The organism is Pseudomonas lopnurensis, from assembly GCF_015070855.1.
In the GTDB taxonomy this organism is placed as follows: domain Bacteria; phylum Pseudomonadota; class Gammaproteobacteria; order Pseudomonadales; family Pseudomonadaceae; genus Stutzerimonas; species Stutzerimonas lopnurensis.
The window spans coordinates 57,874-81,888 of the sequence record NZ_JADDIX010000040.1 but is presented as its reverse complement, the minus strand read 5'-3'; the positions used below and the strand labels follow the sequence as shown (position 1 = coordinate 81,888).

The following is a 24,015-nucleotide window of genomic DNA, read 5'->3' as shown; positions in this document are numbered from 1 at the left end:
CCATGCCCCGGCGTGCCGGCGCATGAGGTGTCGCAAAAAAGGGATGACCCGCCTTGCTACGGCGGAGTCGATGTCCCGGAAGAATAGTCAGACTGGAAACGCTGTCAACACAAGATGTTGTGTTTCTTGTTGGATTTGAGCACAGCGGCTTGTTCCGGGCGTGACGTCACTCGCCTACCGTCAGGGCACTGCATTCAGGGCTTGACTCGAGGCTGCTAAAGAGTGTTCCGAGTGGAGGAGAGGGGGCTGCACGCTCGGCCTCTACTGTTTCCGTGGTTGTGTCGCAGTGCGTCTTCCACCCCAACATCTAGGGGTAGGTCGCAGAGGGGCGACAAGATAATGCTGGCCCGGCGCCAATGCAAGGCGCGTTTCAGGGATAAGCTGTGGATAACATGTGTGTGCTTTGTGGGTGAAATGGTCCGGTGCGGGTGCAGCCCGCGTGGCGTCGGCGCTTGCCCGAAACCGACGAAATACGCGCCGCCGGGAGATCTTCCTCCGACGCGGCGCGACACTATATGTTGTGTTTGTTCACTACGATTTTTCCGCCTCGTCCGACGTTCGGCCTTGGGTACAATGGTCGCCGTTTGGCTGGTGGCCTGATGGATGACGAGAGGGCAGGGGATGGAACAGGAAGCGTGGCGGATTCTCATCGTCGAGGATGATCGGCGTCTGGCCGAGCTGACCCAGGAATACCTGCAGGCCAGCGGCGGTTTCGAGGTGTCCATCGAGGCCGACGGTGCCCGTGCCGCCGAACGCATCATCGAGGAGCGCCCGGATCTGGTCGTGCTCGACCTGATGCTGCCCGGCGAGGATGGCCTGTCGATCTGCCGTCGGGTACGCGACCGCTATGAGGGGCCGATCCTCATGCTCACCGCCCGTGCCGACGACCTGGATCAGGTGCTGGGGCTGGAGACCGGCGCCGACGATTATGTCTGCAAGCCGGTACGGCCGCGCCTGCTGCTGGCGCGTATCCGTGCCCTGCTGCGCCGCCGCGAGGGCACCGAGGCGCCGCCTGCCAGTGTCAAGCGCCTGCAGTTCGGCCCGCTGTTGGTCGACAGCGCGCTGCGTGAGGCCTGGTTGCGCGGCCAGCAGATCGAGCTGACCGGCGCGGAGTTCGATCTGCTCTGGCTGCTGACTTCCAATCCCGGGCGCATCCTCTCGCGCGAGGAAATCTTCGGCCAACTGCGCGGCATCGAGTACGACGGCCAGGATCGCTCCATCGACGTGCGCATTTCGCGAATCAGGCCGAAGATCGGCGACGATCCGGATCACCCGCGGCTGATCAAGACGGTGCGCGGCAAGGGCTATCTGTTCGTCTCCGAGGCGGCCCAAGCGCTGCAATGAATTCCATCTTCCTGCGCATCTATGGCGGCGTGCTGGCGGTGCTGGTACTGGTGGCGCTGCTCGGTGCCGGCGGCCTGCAACTGCTCAACGAAGTGCGTGCGGACGCCCATCGCGAGCGCCTGGCCGGCGGCACCTTTCGCCTGATGGCGCACAACATGAGCAGCATGACGCCCATCGAGCGGCGCCAGGCGGCGAATCTGTGGGGGCGGCTGCTGGGGATTCCGTTGCGGGTACGTACGCTGGACGATGTCAGCCTGGACAGCCGCCTGGAGGCGCGCCTGCTGCGCGGGCAGGTGCTGGTCGAGCAGCTCCGCCCGCGCAGCACCACGGTGTTCAGTCTGGTCAGCGGCAGCGATCGGCTGGTGCTCACCGGCGAGGTGGAGCAGGTCAGCGAGCAGTTGGCGCGCGCCACCATCTACCTGCTGATCGACGAACTGATCCGCTATCCCGAGGCCGAGCAGCCGCGGCGCCTGGCCGAGCTGAAGCGGGCGCGTGGCTTCGGTTTCGACCTGGCACTGCTGACGCGCGACAGCGCCAACCTCGATGACGACCAGCGCCGCCGCCTCGACGAGGGCGACACGGTGATGGCGCTGGACAGGGGCGGCGAAGCCATTCGCGTGTTCGCCGCCATCGCCGGCACCGGCTGGATCATGCAGTTGGGTCCGCTGTACCCGCTCAATCCCTATCCGCCGCAGTTGCTGGTGCTGATCGGCGTGCTCGGCCTGTCGCTGATCGGCCTGACGGTCTACCTGCTGGTGCGCCAGTTGGAACAGCGGCTGAGCGAGCTGGAAGGTGCGGCCACGCGCATCACCGCCGGCAACCTGGAAACCCGCGTGCCGGATGCCGGCACCGATTCGGTCGGCCGATTGGCGGCGGCATTCAATGGCATGGCCAAGCATCTGCAACGCCTGCTGGCGGTGCAGCGCGAGATGGTCAGCGCGGTGGCCCATGAGCTGCGCACGCCGGTGGCGCGCCTGCGCTTCGGCCTGGAAATGACCGCCGAGGCACAAAGCGACGAGGCGCGTCGCAAGTACCTGGAGGGGATGGATGGCGACATCGACGACCTCGATGCACTGGTCGACGAGATGCTGGTGTATTCCCGCCTCGAGCGCGGCTCGCCGACCCTGACCTTCCAGCGGGTCGATCTGCGGGCGCTGGTCGATCAGGTGATCGGCGAGTTGGCGCCGCTGCGACCGGATATCGACGTGGCGCGCGGCGACTGCGCCGTGGCTGAGGACGGAAGCTGCTGGGCCGAGGCGGAGCCGCAGTACCTGCGCCGAGCCCTGAGCAACCTGATCAGCAATGCCCTGCGCCACGCCGAGACCCGGGTACGCGTCAGCTTCGCCATCGAGGCGCAGCGGGTGCGCCTGGACGTGGACGACGACGGTCCCGGCGTGCCGGAGGAAGATTGGGAGCGAGTCTTCACGCCCTTCCTGCGCCTGGACGACAGCCGCACCCGCGCTTCGGGCGGGCACGGGCTCGGTTTGTCCATCGTGCGGCGCATCATCTACTGGCACGGCGGCCGCTCGCAACTGGCGCACAGCCGGCTGGGCGGCGCCCGGTTCAGCCTGGTCTGGCCGCGACGCCGGCCGGATTGAGCGAGGCGTCGGTGGTTGTGGTTGAGTCGGGCTTGGTGCTTCGGGTTCGGATGAGTTTGGGTTGGCCCGGATATTGGCCTGCCTATTCGTTTGTTGGGCTTCGCAGGCTCAACCCAACCTACGCCCGGGTTTCGGCTCTGTAGGTTGGGTTGAGCGTAGCGAAGCCCAACGAGGGTGGTGCCAGGCGATACGTTCGTGTGAGTTGGGCTTCGGCGCCGGGCGCCTCAACCCAACCTACGCCCGGGTTTCGGCTCTGTAGGTTGGGTTGAGCGTAGCGAAGCCCAACGAGGGTGGTGCCAGGCGATACGTTCGTGTGAGTTGGGCTTCGGCGCCGGGCGCCTCAACCCAACCTGCACGCCATTCAGTTCACCATGGGCGCGATGTCCGGAATGCGGCGCATGCAGCGGTCATCACCCCGGTGATCTGCGGCTTCAACGTATCTTCCCGTCCTGCGGCTCCAGTTCCTCCTTGGCGAAGTCGTCCACGTCGATGACCTTGCGGCGCGCCTCTTCGGCTGTCTGCAAGCGTTGCGCCTCGGCTTCGTCGATGATCCCGGCGGCCAGCGCCGCAGCGATCGGGTGGCCGCCGGCCTGCGGCCCGATGGTGCCCGCTTTCAGCGCCTTGCCCAGCTTCTTCGCGGCGTCCTGGCTGGCGGCCAGCACCTCGAAGGCATGTTTCAGTGCGCCGAGCGGCTGTTGCGGGTCCTGCGGGCGGTACATGCCGTCGAGAATGCATTCCAGCGCCGGATCGCCTTCGGGACGGCCGAGCAGGGCCGCGACTTCGGCATCCAGCTGGTCGGACGGTCCCTGGTGGCGGGCACCGAAGGGGAATACCAGCGCGTGCAGCACACAGCCCAGGGCACGATTGGGGAAGTTGGCGAGCACGTTCTTCAGCGCTTCTTCCGCTCTGGCCAGGCAATCTTCCAGGGCCCAGCGCAGCAGCGGTTCCTGCTCGGCGGGCTGGCCGAGGTCATGGAACCGCTTGAGTGCCGCGGAGGCGAGATACAGGTGGCTGAGCACGTCGCCCAGGCGCGCGGACAGGCGTTCGCGGCGCTTGAGTTCGCCACCCAGCAGCATCATCGACAGGTCGGCGAGCATGGCGAAGGCCGCGGCGATGCGGTTCAGCGCGCGGAAGTAGGGGCGGGTGAGGGCGGTGCCCGGCACCCTGCCCATCCAGCCGAAGCTCAGGCCCAGCAGCAGGGTGCTCGCGGTGTTGCCGACGGCGAAGCCGAGGTGCTGCATCAGCAGGCTGTCGAACTTCGCCACGGCCGCTTCACTATCGGGCTCATGGACCAGTTCCATTTCCCGCAGCACGAACGGATGGCAGCGGATCGCGCCCTGGCCGAAGATCATCAGGTTGCGCGAGAGGATGTTGGCGCCTTCCACGGTGATGGAGATCGGCGCCGACGCCCACAGGCGGCCCAGGTAGTTGTTCGGCCCCATGATGATGCCCTTGCCGCCGTGGATATCCATGGCGTCGGTGACGCAGGCGCGGCCGCGTTCGGTGAGGTGGTACTTGAGGATGGCCGAAAGCACCGAAGGTTTCTCGCCCAGGTCGACCGCCTTGGCCGTGAGCGTACGCGCCGCATCCATCAGCCAGGCATTGCCGCCGATGCGCGCCAGCGGCTCCTGGATGCCTTCGAAGGCGGCCAGCGGCACGTTGAACTGTTCGCGGATCTGCGCATAGCGGCCGCAGGCGTAGCTGCAGACCTTGGCCACGCTGGTGCCGGTGGCCGGCAGCGAGATGGAGCGGCCGACCGAGAGGCAGTTCATCAGCATCATCCAGCCTTTGCCGATCATCTCACGGCCGCCGATGATGGCCTCCAGCGGGACGAAGACGTCCTTGCCCCAGTTCGGCCCGTTCATGAACGCCGCGCCCAGCGGCAGGTGGCGACGGCCGATGGCGACGCCGGCGGTGTCGGTGGGGATCAGCGCCAGGCTGATGCCGAGTTCTTCCTCGTCGCCGAGCAGGTGCTGCGGATCGTAGGTCTTGAAGGCGACACCCAGCAGGGTGGCGACCGGGCCGAGGGTGATGTAGCGCTTTTCCCAGTTCAGGCGCAGGCCGAGCACGTCCTCGCCCTGCCACGGGCCCTTGCAGATCACGCCGCTGTCGTTCATCGCGCCAGCATCGGAGCCGGCGTAGGGGCCGGTGAGGGCGAAGCAGGGGATGTCCGTCCCATCGGCCAGGCGCGGCAGGTAGTGGCTGCGCTGTTCGTCGGTGCCGTAGTGCAGCAGCAACTCCGCCGGGCCGAGCGAGTTGGGCACCATCACGGTACTGGCCAGGTCGCCGCTGCGGGTGGCCAGCTTCATCACGATCTGCGAATGGGCGTAGGCCGAGAAGCCCTTGCCGCCGTATTCCTTGGGAATGATCAGGGCGAAGAAGCCCTCGGCCTTGATGTAGTCCCAGGCGGCCGGCGGCAGGTCCATGCGCTGCGCGATGTCCCACTCGTCGACCATGGCGCAGAGCGTTTCGGTCGGGCCGTCGAGAAAGGCCTGCTCCTCGTCGGTCAGTCGCGCCGGCGGGTAGCCGAGCAGGGTGTCCCAGCGCGGCCGGCCGCTGAACAGTTCGCCGTCCCACCAGACGCTGCCGGCCTCGATGGCGTCGCGCTCGGTGGCGGAAATCGGCGGCAGTACCTTCTTGAACCAGTCGAACATCGGGCCGCTGAAATACTTGCGGCGAAGATCGTCGGCCAATAGCGGCACGGCGACCGCGATCAGCACGAGCCAGAGCACGAGCATCAGCCAGCCGGGCGTTTCTTCGGTGGCGGTCATGAGGATCAGGTAGGCGGCGACGATGGCCAGCGCGGGAATCGGCGGGACGCGCAGATGAGCGATCAGTGCGATGCCGAGCAGCAGAACCAGCAACCAGAGCAGCGTCATTTGGGTTTTTCCTTGTGGGGCCGATGTCTTACCCCTTCAGCATAGGCCCTGGCCGCCGGAGCGACGGAGCGACCCGTTGCCGCCGCCGGGGGCCCTTCGCAACGGGGCGGCTCATGCCGTCGGTTGGGCATCACGAGGCGGCTGGGGGGGCGATGCACCCTGGTCGGGGGTCTCCTGGGGCAATCCGGCCACGGTGACTTCCGGGAAGCTGCCGCCGATGAATTCCACGCGGCGGACCGGGAAGGCGAACTGCACGTCCAGCTCGCGGACGCCTTCGAGCAGGGCCAGGTTGATCTCCTGCTGGGTGTCCATGTACTGGTTGTAGTCCGAGACCTGCATGATGTAGACGACCTCGAAGGTCAGCTGGCTGTCGTCGAAGGCGAGGAAGTGCGCGCGGTCGAACCTGGCGATCTCGATACCCTCGATGATCCGCTTCACCAGCGCCGCGACGGCTTTCACCTTCTCGGTCGGGGTGTGGTAGGCGATGCCGAACTTGAAGACGATCCGCCGGGTCGCCATGCGCTTGTAGTTGTGCACGATCTGCCGCAGCAGGTCGGCGTTGGCGACGACCACCTGCTCGCCGCTGAGGGCGCGAATGCGCGTGGTCTTCAGGCCGATGTGCTCGATGGTGCCGGCGACTTCGCCGAATACCACGAAGTCACCGATCTCGAAGGGCTTGTCGACGCCGATCGAGAGCGAGGCGAATACGTCGCTGAGCAGCGTCTGCACGGCCAGCGCGATGGCGATACCGCCGACACCGAGGCTGGCGACCATGGCGGTGATGTCCACGCCCAGGTTGGCGAGGATCGACAGCAGCATCATGGTCCAGACGACGATGCGGATCATGATGCCGATGATGGTGGTGGTGACCGGATTGCGCGCCTTGCCGTCGCGGTTCAGGCTTTCCATCCACAGGCGTACGCCGGTGTCCATCCACAGCGCGAGCTGGAATGCCAGGGCGATGAACCAGCCATGGGACATGGTGGATTCCCAGCGCGCCGGCAGCTCCACCGTCTTGAGGGCGATGAGCAGCGAGAAGGCCAGGATCAGCAGGTGGCTGGTGCGTGCGAGCAGTTCGGCGGCGATACCGAGAAAGTGGGTCTTGGAGTGCGTGGCGAGCTTGCTCAGACGCCTTGTGACGATGCCCAGAATGGCGCGCAGGACCAGATAGCTGACGAGGGTGATGCCCACCACTATCGCTATGTTGATCCAGAGTGTTTCGTCGAGCAGGGCGTCCCAGTTCATCTATTCGAATCCTCCGGCAGGGGTGTCTGAATCGGTGGAGACCACGCTTTTCAGTGGTCCGCACCGCTCAGAAGTTCCCGAAACGGAGGCGTTGGGGAAGGCCTGGCACGCCTGAAGCGAGCAATGATGACGCGCCGCACGGTCAGTTCTGGCGCAGCGCCGAGCTGAGCTGCGCATAGCCGCCGGCGTTGACGACCTGGCGGTAGCCGAGCGCCTGCAGGACATCCTGGGCCGCGGACGAGCGCCGACCGCTACGGCAATAGAGCACTATCGGGGTGTTCTTGTCGGGGGCGAGGTTGCCGATGTGTTGTCGGAGCTGCTCGGTCTCGATGCGCTTGGCGCCCGGCAGGGCTCCTTCCGCGAACTCTTGCGCGGTCCGCACGTCGATCAGCACGGTGTCCGCTTGCTGCAGCGCTTGCAGTGCCGCGCTCCGGTCGATATCGCCTGCCGTGGCGCCGAAACTCGAGGCGAGCAGTGCGATGAGGATGGGCATGCGCATGGGGGATCCTCGCAGCGGCGCCGGGACGCGGCGCTCAACTGAATATACGGGACAGGTTGGGCAGGATCAGGATCAGCGCGGTGGCGATGACGATCAATGTGGCCTGCCGGAACTTCTTCTGCTTGAACATGACGTGGCCTTTTTCTTGTTCGCCGTGGATTTGTCACGTGATCGAACGGGCGGGGCGGTACGCCGGCTCGATCTTCTGCAGCCATGGCTCGGAAACGAGATGCGCCAGGCACTCGCCCGCCGCTAACGAACCAAGCAAGTTCTACACCAGATTGCTGCCGCCACAATGGAGCTGCCGAGCCCATTCGGTTGTCTTCATTGGGTGAATAACATTCGGAGATGGCCCATGAACAAGCACAAGCTACCGCTTTTTCTGCTGCTTTCAGCCTTGTCGGTCGGCGCGCTGGCGCAGGAAGAGGACATGACCCTGCAACAGGAGCGTGACCGGATGGGCGCCGATATGGAGGAGAATCGCCAGCAGACAGGCCGGGATATCAACCGCATTCGCGAACCGGGTGCGCCGCGGGGCGATGCCACCGATATCAACCGGGGTGGGGTGCAGAGCGACGCGATCAATCGGCGCCCCAGTGCGCCCGGTAACGCCAACCCGCCGGCGGGCGCTCCTTTGCCCGATACCCCGGAAGGTACCAGGCAGCCGACCAACGGCCCCGGCGTCAGCCCGGTGCCGGGAACAACGGCTCCGGCACCGACCGTCCCGGGTGGTGCCAATGGAAACGTCAGCCCCGGCAGCGGTGCCTCGCCGGGTGGAATCGGAACAAACAACGGTAACGGCGCAGCGGCATCTCCTGACGGCGGCGCGGCGACCGGTGGTCCTACGGGGGGAGCGGCTGGGCAGCCCTGAGCGAAGTGGGGCCGCGGGTGTGCGAGGTTGCCCGCGCCCGCGGCGTCAGTTGTCCAGACGCGCAAGGCTCGCCGGGTCCGGTTGTCCGTCGAAGAATGCCTGCAGCGCTTCGTTGAAGAGTGCCGGTTCTGGCGCGACTCGAGCGAACAGCGTCATGCAGGAACGAAATTTAAGATCGTCCGGGGTTCCGAGAATGCGGCGTGCGCTTTCCCCGCGATGGTCCAGCATCGCCTGGGTACAGGCCTCGAGGCGTGGGCCGAGAAGCGGATGCTGCAGATAGGCAAGCGCCTCGCTCCGGCCTGAAATGGCGTAGCGGCGCGCCATGGCGCTATGCCCAAGGCCGCTCAACTGGGGAAATACGAACCACATCCAGTGGGTATGCTTGCGACCATTCCGTAGTTCTTCAAGGCACTGCTCGTAGGTCGAGCGCTGAGCCTCGACGAAGCGTTGCAGATCATGCGGATCATTCATGGGATTATCCGAGCTGGGCAGCTGCCGGGGTGCACCGGGTCGATGCCGTGACAGTTATAGCAATAACCACTGTTCCGGCAGCATGGTTCCTCCAGAAGAATTTTATTGGAAAGCAACACCAAGGCTGCAGTGTTGGTACGTGATGGCAAAATGGATATCGCAGGGTTTGAACGGTGGAACTACCTGAGGTAATCCGTCAGGAAAAATCGCTATTCCACGTTTCCGCTTCAGGGCGCGCCAATTGTTTATCGCGATAGAGTGTCGCCGAACGGGCGACCCTTTAGGGAAGGTGTTTTTTATGCCGGGCCAGAATTTTCTTGGCCGAGGCGACGATTTCCTTCAAGGCGTTAATGTCATCGGTCTGATAGGCCATGTCGCAAAGACTGTGCCGCAATTCTTCGCTGCTGGGCTCCGGTTGCGAGGATGCCGCTGGCGGCGGAGCGGTGACGAAGAACGACTCCATCGAACAGCCCAGAGCCCGGGCCATCTCTTCCAGGGCTTCGATACCGGGGGCGTAGCTGCCGCGCTCGTAGCGGCTGATGGTCATGGGCTCGCAGCCTAGAGCCTCGGCGAGGTCTGCTTGCGTCCATTCCTTGGCCAGTCTAAGGGACTTGATCCGTTTGCCGAGGGTTTTGGTGGCATTCTGACTCATAGGAAAGCCCCGAAAAATCAGATACTTGCATCTGACTCCCCTCCCCATGAAGGTCAAAAGATGGCTACTAGCCATGTTTTGACTAGATATATCCGGTATAGTTCTGCCTGGGCCTGCCGAATGGTCGGCATAGGCGACGGTGGAAGCTGCCAATCCAGAAGAGGTTCCTGCGCCCATTAACCCAATAGACTGCGCCAAGCCGTATGGGATGGGGAACAACACCATGGGCGAGTTCAGGCGTCGCTGGCTGGAACGTAGCATGGCTTGGAAGTAAGCATATGACTCATGTAATAGAAGCAATAAAGCAAAAGGCTGCGTCCATAATTATGTTGTTGGGGGTGACGACATGAGTGCTCGTTTTTTCAAAGGCATCTGCATTCACCTGGCGAAAGCAAAAACCAGCTTCAACAGGAGCCGGATTCGTCGAGACGAACTACGCTCCAATTACGAAACCAAGGAAAATGCCGAACTGGTAAGGATCGTGAAGGATGATGGAATCTTCGGCGCCAGGGAGGAGGAAAGACAGGCTGCTTTGGCCGTTCTAAGGAAACGGCAGGAAGCGATGAACGCCCGGACAGGAAAAAAATAAGCGTACGGTTCAGGCGCGGCGCAAGGGCTCGTATCGTCCAGATCCTTCGGTGACGTCGGTAAGCTAGGCTGCGCGGCGCTGGCTGCGGGCCCGATCGATGATCAGTTGCGCCAGAAGCCGGGCCGGTTCGCTCAGGCTTTGCCTGGAGCGGTGCACCAGGCCCACATCGCGGTGGAAGGTATGCTCATCGAGATCAATGGCCCGCACCGGGGCCGGCCAGCGCTTGCCAGGTGCGGTTTCCGGCACCAGGGCAACGCCCAGGCCATTTCCTACCAGCTTGACGATGGCCTCCAGTTCGTCCAGTTCGCAGACCTCGTCCAGGGTGAAGTGCATCTGCCGCAGGAAACGGTCTACCTGGCGGCCACCGAAGGACGATCTGTCATAGCGGATGAAGGGCTGCGAGGCGAGCAGCTCGCGCCAGTCGTCCCCCGGTAGCGCCTTGGGAACGAGCAGCCGATAGGGCTCTCGCGCCAGGGTGGTCCAGCGCAGGTCGCTCTGCAGCTCGAACGGCGGGCGAATGATCGCAGCGATATCGATCTCGCCGGCATCTACCAGATTGAGCAGTTCCATCGACAGGCCGGGCAGTACCCGCGTCCTGCAGCCGGGGCGCTGCCGGTGGAACCGCGCCAGTGCATCGGGAAGCAGGGCGCGCTGGATGGAGGCGATCGCACCGATGTTCACCCGTACCATCGGCGCATGTCCCGTGCTCGCGGAGCCGAGGTTGTTGTACAGCCGGACCAGCTCCTGCGCCTGCAGCAGGGTCTGCTGCCCCATTGCATTCAGGTGCGCGTTGCGGCCCCGGCGGTCGAACAGTTCGAAGCCAAGCTCCGCCTCCAGCCTTTGCATCTGCGCGCTGACCGCCGCCTGAGTGAGGCCGATCCTGGCGCCCGCGGCAGCGAACGTACCTTCGCGCGCAACGGCTATGAGGGTCCTGAGTTCGCGGATCATCGATAGATTCTGTTTGTGTGTTTGAGAAAAATATATTGATTTTTATGGTTTTTGGCGAGCCGTAGGATTGGCGGTGGCTAGCCGATGGCCGATGCCTGCGTGCGCGGCGGCCACATCCATAATGAGTAATGACTTCGGAGCCCCAGATGAGCCTTTCTCCTTTTCACCTTGCGATTCCCGTCTACGATCTTCCGGCCGCGCGTAAATTCTACGGCGAGACGTTTGGCCTGGAGGAGGGCCGATCCAGCGCCCAGTGGGTCGACTTCAATTTCTACGGCCACCAGCTGGTCATCCACGAGCATCCCAAGACGTCTTCGCAGGAAAGCGTGCACAGCAACCCGGTGGACGGGCACGATGTGCCGGTGCCGCATTTCGGTGTCGTTCTGCAATGGGAGCAATGGGAGGCCCTGGCCCAGCGTCTGAAGTCGCTCGGTACCCGCTTCGTGATCGAGCCTTATATCCGCTTCGAGGGCCAGGTTGGCGAGCAGGCCACGATGTTCCTCTTCGATCCGTGCGGCAATGCCCTGGAGTTCAAGGCCTTCAAGGATATCGGCCAACTCTTCGCCAAATAGCGGTCGGTGGGTCGGGCGGCGATCCGCTTTAGTCCACGCTGACCGCCGTGGTGGGCTGAAGCCCACCCTACGGGCTGTATATAAGGAAGGCGTGCGTCGAGCCGCGGATGCCGGAAAAGCAAAAGCCCCTGACTTCGCTGGGAAATCAGGGGCTTCGCTTGAATCAATCTGGCGGTGAGGAAGGGATTCGAACCCTTGATACGATTTCTCGTATACACACTTTCCAGGCGTGCTCCTTCAACCGCTCGGACACCTCACCGGATCGACGGAGGTTCAAGTCCGTCGAGGCGCGCTAATGTAATCGAACGGAGTGCCTTTGGCAAAAACTTTTTTAGCTTATTCATGCGCTTAAGCTGAAACGCCCGCTGCAAGGGTGACCGGGTGGTCAGTCATCGCGCTTTACCTGGACGAGAGCGCTGGGTAACGTCTGTTCACTTCAAAAACAAGGAATCTCGTCATGAGTGAGCTGATCTCCTACCAACTCGAAGACGGCATCGCCACGCTGACGCTGTGCAATGGCAAGGTCAATGCGCTGTCTCCCGCGGTGTTCGAGGCGTTCAATGCCGCGCTGGATCGCGCCGAACAGGACCGTGCGGTAGTGATCCTCACCGGGCAGCCGGGGATTCTTTCCGGTGGCTACGATCTCAAGGTGATGACCTCGGGCCCCGAGAACGCCATGGCGCTGGTGGCCACCGGCTCGAGGCTGTCGCGCCGGATGCTGGCGCACCCGTTCCCGATCATCGTCGCCTGCCCCGGGCATGCCATCGCCAAGGGGGCTTTCCTGCTGCTGTCGGCCGATTACCGCATCGGCACCGAGGGGCCGTTCCATATCGGGCTCAATGAGGTGCAGATCGGCATGACCATGCACCATGCCGGCATCGAGCTGGCGCGTGACCGTCTGCGCAAGTCCGCCTTCCATCGAGCGGTGATCAATGGCGAGCTGTTCGATCCGGACGGCGCGGTGGACGCCGGTTTCCTCGACAAGGTGGTCCCGGCCGGTGAGCTGCTGGCGATGGCCAGGGCTGCGGCCGAGCAACTGAAGAAGATCAATATGGTGGCGCACAAGAACACCAAGCTGAAGGTGCGCAAGGCGTTGCTGGAGGCGCTGGACCAGGCGATCGCACTCGACCAGCAGCACTTCGGTTGATCGATCGGCTGCGCAAGAGAATTTCTGCTCGAGTGCTCACTATGCCCGGCCCTGCGTTTACACTGCGCGGGTGACGCCCCGCCGATGGCGGGGCGTTTTCATTTCCCCTCAAGTGTCGCATCGCAGGAGAGTCCCGATGTCCGCCCCGCATACCCCGGTAGAACGCGCCGATTTCGACCAGGTCATTGTTCCCACTTTCGCCCCTGCCGCCTTCGTACCGGTGCGCGGCCTGGGTTCGCGCGTCTGGGATCAGAGCGGTCGAGAACTGGTGGACTTCGCTGGCGGCATCGCGGTGAACGCGCTGGGCCATGCGCATCCGGCGATGGTGGCGGCGCTGACCGAGCAGGCCGGCAAGCTCTGGCACATCTCCAACATCTATACCAACGAACCGGCGCTGCGCCTGGCCAGGAAGCTGGTGGCGGCGACCTTCGCCGACCGCGCGTTCTTCTGCAACTCCGGCGCCGAGGCCAACGAGGCCGCGTTCAAGCTGGCGCGCCGTTACGCCCATGATGTCCATGGTCCGCAGAAGTTCGAGATCATCTCGGCGCTCAACAGCTTCCACGGTCGCACGCTGTTCACCGTCACGGTGGGCGGGCAGCCGAAGTATTCCGATGGCTTCGGACCGAAGATCGAAGGCATCAGCCATGTCCCGTACAACGATCTCGAAGCGCTGAAGGCGGCGATTTCCGACAAGACCTGCGCCGTGGTGCTGGAACCGATCCAGGGCGAGAGCGGCATCCTGCCGGGCGAGCAGGCCTACCTGGAAGGTGCGCGCCAGCTCTGCGACGAGCACAACGCGCTGCTGATCTTCGACGAGGTGCAGACCGGCCTGGGCCGCACCGGCGAACTGTTCGCCTACATGCACTATGGCGTGACGCCGGACATTCTCACCAACGCCAAGAGCCTCGGCGGCGGCTTCCCCATCGGCGCGATGCTGACCACCCACGAGATCGCCGCGCACCTGAGCGTCGGCACGCACGGCACCACCTACGGTGGCAATCCGCTGGCCTGCGCGGTGGCCGAGACGGTGGTCGACATTGTCAACACGCCCGAGGTGTTGCAGGGCGTCAAGGCGCGGCACGAGCGCTTCAAAACCCGGCTGCTGCAGATCGGCGAGCGCTACGGCGTGTTCAGCCAGGTGCGTGGCCGCGGCCTGCTGATCGGCTGCGTGCTGACCGACGCCTGGAAGGGCAAGGCCGGCGCCTTCTGCGCCGCGGCCGAGAAGGAAGCACTGATGGTGCTGCAGGCCGGCCCGGACGTGGTGCGCCTGGCGCCGAGCCTGGTGATCGACGAGGTCGACATCGACGAAGGCCTGGATCGTTTCGAGCGGGCGATCGCCCGCCTGGTCCAGGCCTGAAGCACCCCTCTGCGGGGTGTCGCTGACGCCCCGCGTCTTTACTAGCGAGAGCATTTCGAATGAGCGATAGCCTGCAACTGGTTCTGGAAGATGTCGACGGAACCCAATTGGAAACTTCCTGCACCCGTTTCGCCGTGGTCTGGCAGGGCCGCGAAGTATGGATTCAGCAGGTCGGCAACGACCAGCTGATGATCGGCGTGGACGTCGAGGATGGCGACACCGAGTACGCCAACCTGGTGCTGCGGCCGCTGGCCACCAACCTGGTCAGTCTGCAGCTGGAGATGGAGCCGGTCGAGGCCGATGACGAAGAGCACGTCCACGGCCCGGACTGCAATCACTGACGGCACGCCGGCATGCTCTCCCTCGGCAAGCTGCTGGAGCTGACCCTCGCCGGACGCGAGCCCTGCGAGAAGATCCAGCTCACCCCGCAGGGGGTGAAGCTGCGCTGGCTGGCCGAGGGCGCACTGCTGGTGTCGCCGCCGGTCGGCCAGGACCAGGGCCTCGACCTGTTGCTCTCGGCAGGGGCTCACGGCAACGAACTCGTCCCCATCCATGTGCTGGATCATCTGATCCGGGCAATCGCCCGTGGCGAGGTGCTACCGCGTGCGCGTCTGCTGCTGGTCTTCGCCAATCCGGCGGCGATGCGGCGTGTGGCGCGGCAGGTCGACCTGGATCTGAATCGCCTGTTCCTCGGTGCCCATGCCGAGGTCTGGGGTTACGAGGCCTTGCGTGCCGCGGAGCTGGAAGCGCTGGTCGCGGGTTTCTTCGAGTCGGCTGGGCGGCAGCGCCGGCACTACGACCTGCATTCGGCCATGCGGCCATCGCAACTGAAGCAGTTCGCGATCTGCCCGTGGCGTGAAGGCGAGCAGACCACACCGCAGGCACTGGCGCGCCTGCATGCAGCGGCTGTCGAAGGCGTGCTGCTGCAGCGTCAGGCGGCCGGCACCTTCAGCACCATGAGTGCCACGCGACATGGCGCCGAGGCGTTCACCGTCGAGCTGGCGGAGGAGCAGGGCGGGGCGTTGGCGCTGGCGGTGGTGCAGTTCCAGCGCGCCCTGGCCGCCATGATCGAAGGTCGGGAACTGCCGGCGCCTGCCGCGCCGCCGTTGCAATTGCTGCGCGTCGCCCGCGAGATCGTCAGGCGCACTCCGCAGTTTCGCCTGTGCCTGCCGGCCGACATCGAGAACTTCGCGCCGTTGCTGCTCGGCAGCGTGCTGGCCGAGGAGGGCGATGGAACCCGCTGGGTCGTCGAGGAGCCGCAGGCGCGCATCCTCTTTCCCATGTCCGAAGTGGCGGTCGGCCAGCGCGCAGGGCTGATCGTCGTGCCGTTGGCCGAGCCGGCCACGCATTCCTGAGCGCAAACGGGCTTCGGCATGGCGCGATGCCGTCTGGTCGGCGGTTGCAATCGGCGGCTCGCGCCCTTATCTAGCTTCATTCCCTTCGCGTTGTGTGCATGCCTTATGAGTACCGCTCTGTCCATCCGGCAGTTGACCAAGACCTACGGCAATGGCTTCCAGGCCCTCAAGGGCATCGACCTGGATGTCGCCGAAGGCGATTTCTTCGCCCTGCTCGGCCCCAACGGCGCCGGCAAATCCACCACCATCGGCATTCTTTCCACCCTGGTGAACAAGAGTGGCGGCACGGTCAACGTGTTCGGCCACGATCTGGACCGCGACCCCTCCGGGCTCAAGCGCTGCCTGGGCGTGGTGCCGCAGGAATTCAACTTCAACCAGTTCGAGAAGGCCTTCGACATCCTGGTGACGCAGGCCGGCTATTACGGCATCCCGGCGAAGATCGCCAAGGAACGGGCCGAGCGCTATCTCAATCAGCTGGGGTTGTGGGACAAGCGCGATGTGTCGTCGCGGATGCTTTCCGGCGGCATGAAGCGCCGCCTGATGATCGCCCGTGCGCTGATCCACCAGCCGCGGCTGCTGATCCTCGATGAGCCGACGGCGGGCGTGGACATCGAGCTGCGCCGTTCGATGTGGTCGTTCCTCACCGAGCTCAACCGCGAAGGCATCACCATCATTCTCACCACCCACTATCTGGAGGAGGCCGAGCAGCTGTGCCGCAACATCGGCATCATCGACCACGGCCAGATCGTCAAGAACACCAGCATGCGCGAGCTGCTCAAGCAGCTGCATGTGGAAACCTTCCTGCTCGACCTCAAGGAGTCGCAGCTGGTGGCGCCGGAGCTGGGCAACTACCCGTCGCGGCTGGTCGATCATCACACCCTCGAGGTGCAGGTCGAGAAGAGCCAGGGCGTGACCGAGCTGTTCCGCCTGCTCAGTGCCCAGGGCATCGAGGTGCTGAGCCTGCGCAACAAGACCAATCGCCTGGAGGAACTGTTCGTGTCGCTGGTGGAAAACAACCTGAAGGTGACGCCATGAGCCGTGAACTGCGCCCCAACCTGGTCGCGCTGCAGACCATCGTCCAGCGCGAGATCCGCCGCTATACCCGCATCTGGCCGCAGACGCTGCTGCCCCCGGCGATCACCATGGTGCTGTACTTCGTCATCTTCGGCAGCCTGATCGGCGCGCGGATCGGCGAGATGGACGGCTTCAGCTACATGGACTACATCGTGCCGGGCCTGATCATGATGTCGGTGATCACCAATTCCTACAGCAACGTGGTGTCGAGCTTCTTCAGCACCAAGTTCCAGCGCTCCATCGAGGAACTGCTGGTGTCGCCGGTTTCGCCGCACGTGATCGTCGTCGGCTTCGCCTTGGGCGGCATCACCCGTGGCCTGGCGGTCGCGGTGATCGTGACGCTGCTGTCGATGTTCTTCACCGATCTGCAGGTGCACCATCTGGGCGTCACGGTGCTGGTCATCTCCCTGACGGCGAGCATCTTCGCCCTCGGCGGCTTCATCAACGCGGTGTTCGCGCGCAATTTCGACGACATCTCGATCATCCCGACCTTCGTGCTGACACCGCTGACCTACCTGGGCGGGGTGTTCTATTCGATCCATTTGCTCTCGCCGTTCTGGCAGACGCTGTCGCTGGCCAACCCGGTGCTGCACATGGTCAATGCCTTCCGCTACGGCATTCTCGGGGTTTCGGACATCCGCATCGGCGTGGCCATCAGCTTCATGCTGGTGGCCGTGGCGCTGCTTTATCTGGTTTCCGTTCGCCTGCTCATAAGCGGCAGGGGGATGCGCCAGTAACGCATTACGCGGCAGGCGCTGAAAAAGACGCCGCGAAGCGCTAAACTTCGCGGCGTTTTCGTCCCAGGTCTCCTCCCGATGCAGCATCCCGCCGAACATTCCCCGCTGGGCAAGTCCAGCGCCTATATCGCCACCTACAGCCCCGGCCTGCTGTTCCCGATTCCCCGCGCGCCGAAGTGGGCCGAGCTGGGCCTGAGCGCCGAGACGCTGCCCTATCGGGGCGTGGACATCTGGAACTGCTACGAGCTGTCCTGGCTGCTGCCCTCGGGCAAGCCGGTGGTGGCGATCGGTGAATTCGAGATTCCGGCCGACTCGCCGAACATCATCGAATCGAAGTCGTTCAAGCTCTACCTCAACTCGCTGAACCAGTCGGTGTTCGCGTCGCGCGAGGCGCTGGTGGAGGTGATGAGCAACGACCTTTCCGCGGCGGCGGGCAAGCCGGTTGCGGTTCGCCTGCGTACGCTGGACGAGGTCGGTGCCGAGGGTGTCGCGCCGCTGCCGGGGCGCTGCATCGACGAACTGGATGTCGCCATCGAGCATTACCACGAGCCGCTCGCCGAGCTGCTGCGCTGCGATGCGGCGCGCCAGGTCGAAGAGTGTCTGCACAGTCATCTGCTCAAGTCCAATTGCCCGGTCACCGGGCAGCCCGACTGGGGCAGTGTGGTGGTGGAGTATCGCGGCGCGGCGCTGCAGCCGGAGAGCCTGCTGGCGTATCTGGTGAGCTTCCGCCAGCACGCGGATTTCCACGAGCAGTGCGTGGAACGCATCTTCCTCGATCTGCAGCGCCTGCTGCAGCCGGAGAAGCTCATGGTGTATGCGCGTTATGTGCGCCGCGGCGGACTGGATATCAATCCCTACCGCAGCACCGAGGCGCTGTCCGTGGACAATCGCCGCCTGGTACGCCAGTAGTCGCGAGCGCTTGCCGCGGGGCTGGAATTTCAGCGTCGCCCCGCGGTCTCTTCGTTCCGCTGCCTCAGATGCCCATGTTCGCCAGGGTCTGCATGATGTTGCGCAGGGTCAGGGCCATGTTCGGGTGGCTGACTTCGAAGCGTTCCACCGCGAGGTTGACGCCGTCCACCAGCGAATCGTTGTATTCGGTCGTTCCCTGGGTCGCCAGGCGTGCTTCGATATCCTGGGCGATCGCCTGCAGCGAAGCGCGCTCCTCGTCGGTCAGCGGCATGTCCTGGGCCAGTTGATTGCGCAGTTCTTCGAGCTGCGACTGCAGATCATGTTCCGGCATATTCTTCACTCTCATGGTTGCGGGGCGAGGTGGATATGAACCTCGTTGGGCAAAGGGTAAACCAGCGGTGCGGGGCTTGTCTGTTCATTTGGAACGCGGCGCGCCGGCGTTGTCCGAGGAGATTTGCAACGATGCGTTTCGCCTATCCGTCACTGCCGAAGTGAAATGAATGGCTTTATACTGCGCGGTCTGCGTTGGCGAGCCGCGCGCACAAATTCAGAGGGAGAATCGCAATGCCTAAGATCGCTACGGACTGGATCGTCGTGCTCAAGGCCTGTCTGGTCACCGCCATCGCCATGCTGGGCTCGGCAGCCGTGCAGGCCGCCGAGGAGGATCCGTGGGAAGGCGTGAACCGCATGGTGTTCCGCTTCAACGACACCGTCGACACCTATACCCTCAAGCCGCTGGCCAAGGGCTATCAGAAGGTGACGCCGGACTTCCTCGAAGACGGCATCGGCAACATGTTCGGCAACCTCGGCGATGTGGTGGTGCTGACCAACGACCTGCTGCAGGGCAAGGTCCGCGATGCCGGCATCGATACCAGCCGCATCCTGTTCAACACCACCTTCGGCCTGCTGGGCTTCTTCGACGTGGCCAGCCGCATGGGGCTGCAGAAGAACGACGAGGATTTTGGCCAGACCCTGGGCGCCTGGGGCCTGGGCAGCGGGCCTTATGTCGTGCTGCCGCTGCTCGGCCCGAGCTCGGTGCGCGATGCTTTCGGCCGGGTGCCGGATGCCTTCCTCGAGCCCTATCCCTACATGGACCACGTGCCGACCCGTAACGTGACGCGGGCGGTGGATGTGGTCGACCTGCGCGCCGGGCTGCTGTCCGCCGAGAGGATGATCACCGGCGACAAGTACATCTTCGTGCGTAACGCCTACCTGCAGAATCGCGAGTTCCGCACCCTGGACGGCCAGGTCGAAGACGATTTCTGAGCCTGGAGGGCGCTGTCTGGCGGCCCGCTCGCCGCCGGATGGCCCGCTCGCCTGTGTCGCGTAAAGCGCCGAAGCCCAACATTACGCCGATGCCCGAGGACGGCCCCGTAGGGTGGGCTTTAGCCCACCAGCAGCCTGCCCTTGAGGAGCGCCGTCCGCCCCGCAGGGCTTCCCGAAACTCAGCTCATCGCCAATATCGCCAGCCCCAGGCGTTGTCGGCCATCATCCAGCCGGCTGACGCGCACCACCTCGGTCTGCGCATCCAGTCCCTCGAGTTCGCTGTGTTCGGATGGGATCAGCACCCCGTACCCGGTCGCCCAGTTGCAGGTCCGTCCGGGCGACGATCTGCATGCCGGTGCTGGAAAGGTCGATGCAGGTCCCGCTCAGCTTTGTATCCGAATGCTCCAGAGTGACGCCGGTTTCGAGCTGCATCCGAATGAAATCGCGCTTTTCGCTGTAGTCCCGTTCGTTCTGGCTCATGTTTTTAGTCCTTTTATATATGGCTGCTGTCTTTCTTATAGTGCCCATCAATTCAGGCTGCAAAGGCATCGGCCGGTCGGCTTGAAACCCCGATCGTATGGGAGTACCGTCTGCGCCTTGAAACGAACCCATGCCCGGCGCCTGCGCGGGGCCAATGCTTTCGCCAATCATCCTGGCGACACCGCCTGGTAGGAACATGCATAAACCAAGCGCGACGCTGCTGATCATAGATGACGACGATGTGGTACGGGCCAGCCTGGCCGCCTATCTGGATGACAGCGGCTTCCGTGTCCTGCAGGCGGCCAATGGTCCGCAAGGGATGGAGCTGTTCGAATCCGAGCAGCCCGATCTGGTGATCTGCGACCTGCGCATGCCACAGATGGACGGCCTCGAGTTGATCCGCCAGATCAGCGACCGCCAGGCCGACCTGCCGGTGATCGTGGTGTCCGGTGCCGGGGTGATGAGCGACGCGGTGGAAGCGTTGCGCCTGGGCGCGGCCGACTACCTGATCAAGCCGCTGGAAGATCTGGCGATGCTCGAGCATTCGGTGCGTCGTGCGCTGGATCGCTCCCGTCTGCGCCTGGAAAACCGCCGTTACCGCGAACAGCTGGAAACCGCCAACCGCGACCTGCAGGCCAGCCTGCACCTGCTGCAGGAAGACCAGGATGCCGGCCGCCAGGTGCAGATGAACATGCTGCCGGTGACGCCCTGGAGCGTCGATGGCTTCGATTTCGCCCATCAGATCATTCCGTCGCTTTACCTGTCCGGCGACTTCGTCGATTACTTCCGGGTGGACGAGCGGCGCATCGGTTTCTACCTCGCCGACGTTTCCGGCCACGGCGCCTCGTCGGCGTTCGTCACCGTACTGCTCAAGTTCATGACCACGCGGCTACTCTACGAATCGCGCCGCGGCGGTACGCTGCGCGAGTTCAAGCCGTCGGAAGTGCTCGATCACATCAATCGCGGATTGATCAATTGCAAGCTCGGCAAGCACGTCACCATGCTCGGCGGAGTGATCGACCAGGAGCGCGACGTGCTGCATTACAGCATCGGCGGGCATCTGCCGATGCCGGTGCTGTACACCGGCGACAGCGCGCGCTATCTGGAAGGGCGCGGTTTGCCGGTCGGGCTGTTCGCCGAGGCGACCTATCAGGATTTCGAGCTGAAGCTGCCACAGACCTTCAGCCTGACTTTGCTCTCCGACGGTATTCTGGACCTTTTACCCGGCGAGACACTCAAAGAAAAAGAGTCTGCGTTGCCCGGTCTGATCACGGACGCCGGCGGCACGCTGGATGGATTACGTCGAGTCTTCGGGTTGGCCGAACTGGCCGACATGCCCGACGATATCGCCTTGCTGGTGTTGAGCAGGAACCTTGCATGAGTACTGGTAGAATCCAGTTCGCCGAGATGGATGGCACCTTTGTACTGAAATTCATGGGTGAAATCCGTCTGACGCTCTGTTCGGCGCTGGATGCGACGATCGAGAAAATCTTCTCGTCGTTGAATTTCTCTTCCATCGTCATCGATCTGACCGAGAGCCGCAGCATCGACAGCACCACGCTTGGCTTGCTGGCCAAGCTGTCGATCCTGTCGCGGCAGAAGGTGGGCATGTTGCCGACGCTGGTCACCACCCATCCGGACATCACCCGCCTGTTGCAGTCGATGGGCTTCGACCAGGTATTCAATATCGTCGACACGCCGTTGCCATGCCCTGAGTGCCTGGCCGATCTGCCGTCGCAGGACCAGTCGGAAGAGGTGGTCAAGGCCAAGGTGCTGGAGGCTCACCGGATACTGATGAGCCTCAACGAGTCCAACCGCGAGGCCTTCCATGACCTCGTCACCGCGCTGGAGCGGTCCTGATCAGGCCAGGTCGGCCAATAGCCCTTCGAGTTTTTCCTGATCCCGGGCGAACTGGCGAATGCCTTCGGCGAGCTTTTCCGTTGCCATGGCATCCTCATTCAGGCCCCAGCGGAAGTGGCTTTCGTCCAGGCTGATGCGTGGCTCGCAGCCGCGTCCCGGCTGCAGCTTGCGCGCCAGCGTGCCGCTGGCCTCGGCGAGCTGGCCGAGCAGCTCGGGGCTGATGGTCAGGCGATCGCAGCCGGCCAGCGCCTCGATCTGGCCGACGTTGCGGAAGCTCGCGCCCATCACCACGGTCTTGTAGCCGTGGGCCTTGTAGTAGTCATAGATGCGACTGACCGACTGCACGCCCGGGTCTTCCGCCCCTTGGTAGTCGCGGCCTTCATGCTTCTTGTACCAGTCGTAGATGCGTCCGACGAACGGCGAGATCAGGAACACGCCGGCCTCGGCGCAGGCGACCGCCTGGGTGAAGGAGAACAGCAGGGTGAGGTTGGTCTGGATGCCGGCCTTCTCCAACTGCTCGGCCGCGCGGATGCCTTCCCAGGTTGAGGCGATCTTGATCAGCACGCGCTCGCGGCCGATACCGGCCTGCTCGTAGAGGCCGATCAGGCGCTCGGCGCGCTGGATCATCGCCTGGGTATCGAACGACAGGCGCGCGTCCACTTCGGTGGAGATGCGCCCCGGGATCAGTTCGAGAATCTGCTGGCCCACCGCGACGGCGAACAGGTCGCAGGCCAGGCCGATGTCGCCACCGCAGCGGTTCATCGCCGTGCGCAGGTGATCGGCGTAGCGCGGCATGGCCGCGGCCTTGAGCAGCAACGATGGGTTGGTGGTCGCGTCCACCGGCTTCAGGCGGGCAATGGCGTCGATATCGCCGGTGTCGGCGACGACGGTGGTGAACTGCTTGAGTTGTTCCAGCTTGGAAGTCATGGAAAGGCGGGCTCCGTCCTGTGAGTGGCATGACCTTACCCGAGCCCGGTGACCCGCTCAACGGGCCATGGGCGCGGATGCGCCTGGCCTTTGATCGAAATGTTCGGCGAGCGTTCCTTGCGCGAGCGCTCAGTGACCTTCCAGCAGCGTGGTGGCCTGGTCCAGCAATGCCAGCGGATTGCTCGCCTTGTGGATGTCCACCGAGAGCAATTGGCGAAAACGCCGTGCGCCGGGAAAACCCTGGCCCAGTCCGAGCACGTGACGGGTGACGTGGTGCATGGCGCCGCCCTCGGCCAGGTGCCGCTCGATGTACGGGCGCAGGTTGCGCAAGGCCTGCGCGCGGCCGATCGGCGCCGCCTCGCTGCCGAACAGCGCCTGGTCGACCCGCGCCAGGAGATAGGGGTTGTGGTAGGCCTCGCGCCCGAGCATCACGCCGTCGAACGTGCGCAGATGTTCCTGGCATTCGTCGAGGGTCTTGATGCCGCCGTTGAGGACGATCTCCAGATCCGGGAAGTCCCGCTTCACCTGCGCCGCGACGTCATGGCGCAGCGGCGGCACCTCGCGGTTCTGCTTGGGCGACAGGCCTTCGAGGATGGCGATGCGCGCATGCACGGTGAAACTGCGGCAACCGGCCTCGCGGACCTGGCCGACGAAGTCGCACAGCTCGGCGTAACTGTCGCGCCCGTTGATGCCGATCCGGTGCTTGACGGTGACCTCGATGCCGACGGCGTCGCGCATGGCCTTAACGCAGTCGGCCACCCGTTGCGGATGAGCCATCAGGCAGGCGCCGATCATGTTGTTCTGCACCCGATCGCTGGGGCAGCCGACGTTGAGGTTGACCTCGTCATAACCGGCGGCCTCGGCCAGCTTCGCGCAGGCCGCGAGCTCCGCCGGCACGCTGCCGCCCAACTGCAGCGCCAGCGGATGCTCGCTTTCGTCGTGGCGCAGAAAACGCGCGGCATCGCCATGCAGCAATGCGCCGGTGGTGACCATCTCGCTGTAGAGCAGGGCATGCCGGGAAAGCTGGCGCAGGAAGAACCGACAATGCCGGTCGGTCCAGTCGAGCATCGGGGCAACGGAAAAGCGCCGGGACGGTGCGGGACGCGGGGTTGCTGGGGTGATTGCTAAGGACATCGAATAGATCTATCGCGGCGGTTCGAGCGGCCTCGTCGGTGCCAACGCAGCGTGGGCGGAGCGGCGCCTCGAGGAGCCGCATAGTCTAGCAAGAAAGCCGG

Annotated in this window: 24 protein-coding genes, 1 tRNA gene and 1 pseudogene; 15 read left to right on the top strand and 11 right to left on the bottom strand. The window is 64.2% G+C overall.

Annotated features, from left to right (window positions below):
• Window positions 1-621: 621 nt before the first annotated feature.
• Window positions 622-1,344: a winged helix-turn-helix domain-containing protein gene (locus IN820_RS08635; protein ID WP_193680583.1), complete on the top strand. Its 723-nt coding sequence runs from the start codon at window positions 622-624 to the stop codon at window positions 1,342-1,344.
• The gene (locus IN820_RS08630) at window positions 1,341-2,942 is read left to right on the top strand and encodes an ATP-binding protein (RefSeq protein WP_193680582.1); all 1,602 of its coding nucleotides are present in this window, start codon (window positions 1,341-1,343) and stop codon (window positions 2,940-2,942) included. The genes IN820_RS08635 and IN820_RS08630 overlap by 4 nt, the downstream gene beginning before the upstream one ends.
• A gap of 431 nt (window positions 2,943-3,373) precedes the next feature.
• Here IN820_RS08630 and IN820_RS08625 read toward each other — a convergent pair whose 3' ends face one another.
• The 3 genes from IN820_RS08625 to IN820_RS08615 form a co-directional block, all read right to left on the bottom strand.
• A complete protein-coding gene (locus IN820_RS08625) occupies window positions 3,374-5,821 on the bottom strand; it encodes an acyl-CoA dehydrogenase (protein WP_193680581.1) in 2,448 nt (815 codons plus the stop codon).
• Window positions 5,822-5,932: 111 nt separating this feature from the next.
• Window positions 5,933-7,066 (bottom strand): mechanosensitive ion channel family protein, encoded by a 1,134-nt coding sequence (locus tag IN820_RS08620; RefSeq protein ID WP_193680580.1) that lies wholly within the window; start codon window positions 7,064-7,066, stop codon window positions 5,933-5,935.
• Between the two features lie 142 nt (window positions 7,067-7,208).
• Window positions 7,209-7,565 carry a rhodanese-like domain-containing protein gene (locus tag IN820_RS08615; protein WP_193680579.1) on the bottom strand — a complete coding sequence of 119 codons (357 nt, stop codon included), beginning with the start codon at window positions 7,563-7,565 and terminating at the stop codon, window positions 7,209-7,211.
• Between the two features lie 355 nt (window positions 7,566-7,920).
• On the opposite strand from IN820_RS08615, the gene IN820_RS08610 reads away from it, so the two are divergent.
• A complete protein-coding gene (locus IN820_RS08610) occupies window positions 7,921-8,436 on the top strand; it encodes a hypothetical protein (protein WP_193680578.1) in 516 nt (171 codons plus the stop codon).
• 45 nt (window positions 8,437-8,481) lie between these two features.
• Here IN820_RS08610 and IN820_RS08605 read toward each other — a convergent pair whose 3' ends face one another.
• Both IN820_RS08605 and IN820_RS08600 read right to left on the bottom strand, forming a co-directional pair.
• Window positions 8,482-8,907: a DUF1810 domain-containing protein gene (locus IN820_RS08605; RefSeq protein ID WP_193680577.1), complete on the bottom strand. Its 426-nt coding sequence runs from the start codon at window positions 8,905-8,907 to the stop codon at window positions 8,482-8,484.
• 280 nt (window positions 8,908-9,187) lie between these two features.
• Window positions 9,188-9,559, bottom strand: coding sequence for a helix-turn-helix transcriptional regulator (locus IN820_RS08600; RefSeq protein ID WP_193680576.1), 372 nt, complete (start codon window positions 9,557-9,559; stop codon window positions 9,188-9,190).
• 346 nt (window positions 9,560-9,905) lie between these two features.
• On the opposite strand from IN820_RS08600, the gene IN820_RS08595 reads away from it, so the two are divergent.
• A complete protein-coding gene (locus IN820_RS08595; protein WP_193680575.1) occupies window positions 9,906-10,148 on the top strand; it encodes a hypothetical protein in 243 nt (80 codons plus the stop codon).
• A 63-nt stretch (window positions 10,149-10,211) separates the two neighbouring features.
• Here IN820_RS08595 and IN820_RS08590 read toward each other — a convergent pair whose 3' ends face one another.
• A complete protein-coding gene (locus tag IN820_RS08590) occupies window positions 10,212-11,096 on the bottom strand; it encodes a LysR substrate-binding domain-containing protein (RefSeq protein WP_193680574.1) in 885 nt (294 codons plus the stop codon).
• 146 nt (window positions 11,097-11,242) lie between these two features.
• Between IN820_RS08590 and IN820_RS08585 the strand changes: the two genes are divergently transcribed.
• On the top strand, window positions 11,243-11,668 hold the full coding sequence (locus tag IN820_RS08585) for a VOC family protein (RefSeq protein ID WP_193680573.1): 426 nt from the start codon (window positions 11,243-11,245) through the stop codon (window positions 11,666-11,668).
• A gap of 169 nt (window positions 11,669-11,837) precedes the next feature.
• Here IN820_RS08585 and IN820_RS08580 read toward each other — a convergent pair.
• A tRNA-Ser gene (locus IN820_RS08580) sits at window positions 11,838-11,927 on the bottom strand.
• Between the two features lie 198 nt (window positions 11,928-12,125).
• Here IN820_RS08580 and IN820_RS08575 point away from each other — a divergent pair.
• The 7 genes from IN820_RS08575 (at window position 12,126) to queF (ending at window position 18,247) form a co-directional block, all read left to right on the top strand.
• A complete protein-coding gene (locus tag IN820_RS08575; RefSeq protein WP_193680572.1) occupies window positions 12,126-12,815 on the top strand; it encodes a crotonase/enoyl-CoA hydratase family protein in 690 nt (229 codons plus the stop codon).
• A 136-nt stretch (window positions 12,816-12,951) separates the two neighbouring features.
• Entirely contained in the window at window positions 12,952-14,172 is a 1,221-nt protein-coding gene (locus IN820_RS08570; protein ID WP_193680571.1) for an aspartate aminotransferase family protein, read from the top strand.
• A gap of 59 nt (window positions 14,173-14,231) precedes the next feature.
• Window positions 14,232-14,513, top strand: a complete 282-nt coding sequence (locus tag IN820_RS08565) for a topoisomerase II (RefSeq protein ID WP_193680570.1) — start codon at window positions 14,232-14,234, stop codon at window positions 14,511-14,513.
• 12 nt (window positions 14,514-14,525) lie between these two features.
• A complete protein-coding gene (locus tag IN820_RS08560) occupies window positions 14,526-15,527 on the top strand; it encodes a succinylglutamate desuccinylase (RefSeq protein WP_193680569.1) in 1,002 nt (333 codons plus the stop codon).
• Between the two features lie 105 nt (window positions 15,528-15,632).
• Window positions 15,633-16,562: an ABC transporter ATP-binding protein gene (locus tag IN820_RS08555; protein ID WP_193680568.1), complete on the top strand. Its 930-nt coding sequence runs from the start codon at window positions 15,633-15,635 to the stop codon at window positions 16,560-16,562.
• Complete coding sequence (locus tag IN820_RS08550) at window positions 16,559-17,338, top strand: ABC transporter permease (protein WP_193680567.1); 780 nt, start codon at window positions 16,559-16,561, stop codon at window positions 17,336-17,338. The genes IN820_RS08555 and IN820_RS08550 overlap by 4 nt, the downstream gene beginning before the upstream one ends.
• A gap of 78 nt (window positions 17,339-17,416) precedes the next feature.
• Window positions 17,417-18,247: an NADPH-dependent 7-cyano-7-deazaguanine reductase QueF gene (gene queF, locus IN820_RS08545; protein WP_193680566.1), complete on the top strand. Its 831-nt coding sequence runs from the start codon at window positions 17,417-17,419 to the stop codon at window positions 18,245-18,247.
• Window positions 18,248-18,311: 64 nt separating this feature from the next.
• Here queF and IN820_RS08540 read toward each other — a convergent pair whose 3' ends face one another.
• Complete coding sequence (locus IN820_RS08540) at window positions 18,312-18,578, bottom strand: DUF4404 family protein (protein ID WP_193680592.1); 267 nt, start codon at window positions 18,576-18,578, stop codon at window positions 18,312-18,314.
• Window positions 18,579-18,811: 233 nt separating this feature from the next.
• Here IN820_RS08540 and IN820_RS08535 point away from each other — a divergent pair, with 233 nt between their 5' ends.
• Window positions 18,812-19,513, top strand: coding sequence for an MlaA family lipoprotein (locus IN820_RS08535; protein WP_193680565.1), 702 nt, complete (start codon window positions 18,812-18,814; stop codon window positions 19,511-19,513).
• A 179-nt stretch (window positions 19,514-19,692) separates the two neighbouring features.
• Here IN820_RS08535 and IN820_RS08530 read toward each other — a convergent pair.
• Window positions 19,693-19,993, bottom strand: a pseudogene (locus IN820_RS08530) (PilZ domain-containing protein).
• A 196-nt stretch (window positions 19,994-20,189) separates the two neighbouring features.
• On the opposite strand from IN820_RS08530, the gene rssB reads away from it, so the two are divergent.
• Window positions 20,190-21,374, top strand: coding sequence for a two-component system response regulator RssB (gene rssB, locus IN820_RS08525; RefSeq protein WP_193680564.1), 1,185 nt, complete (start codon window positions 20,190-20,192; stop codon window positions 21,372-21,374).
• Window positions 21,371-21,853 (top strand): anti-sigma factor antagonist RssC, encoded by a 483-nt coding sequence (rssC, locus tag IN820_RS08520; RefSeq protein ID WP_193680563.1) that lies wholly within the window; start codon window positions 21,371-21,373, stop codon window positions 21,851-21,853. Before rssB ends, rssC begins: the two co-directional genes overlap by 4 nt.
• On the opposite strand, the gene tal is transcribed toward rssC, so the two are convergent.
• Both tal and dusA read right to left on the bottom strand, forming a co-directional pair.
• On the bottom strand, window positions 21,854-22,780 hold the full coding sequence (tal, locus tag IN820_RS08515; RefSeq protein WP_193680562.1) for a transaldolase: 927 nt from the start codon (window positions 22,778-22,780) through the stop codon (window positions 21,854-21,856).
• A 129-nt stretch (window positions 22,781-22,909) separates the two neighbouring features.
• A complete protein-coding gene (dusA, locus tag IN820_RS08510) occupies window positions 22,910-23,914 on the bottom strand; it encodes a tRNA dihydrouridine(20/20a) synthase DusA (protein ID WP_193680561.1) in 1,005 nt (334 codons plus the stop codon).
• Between the last annotated feature and the right edge of the window lie 101 nt (window positions 23,915-24,015).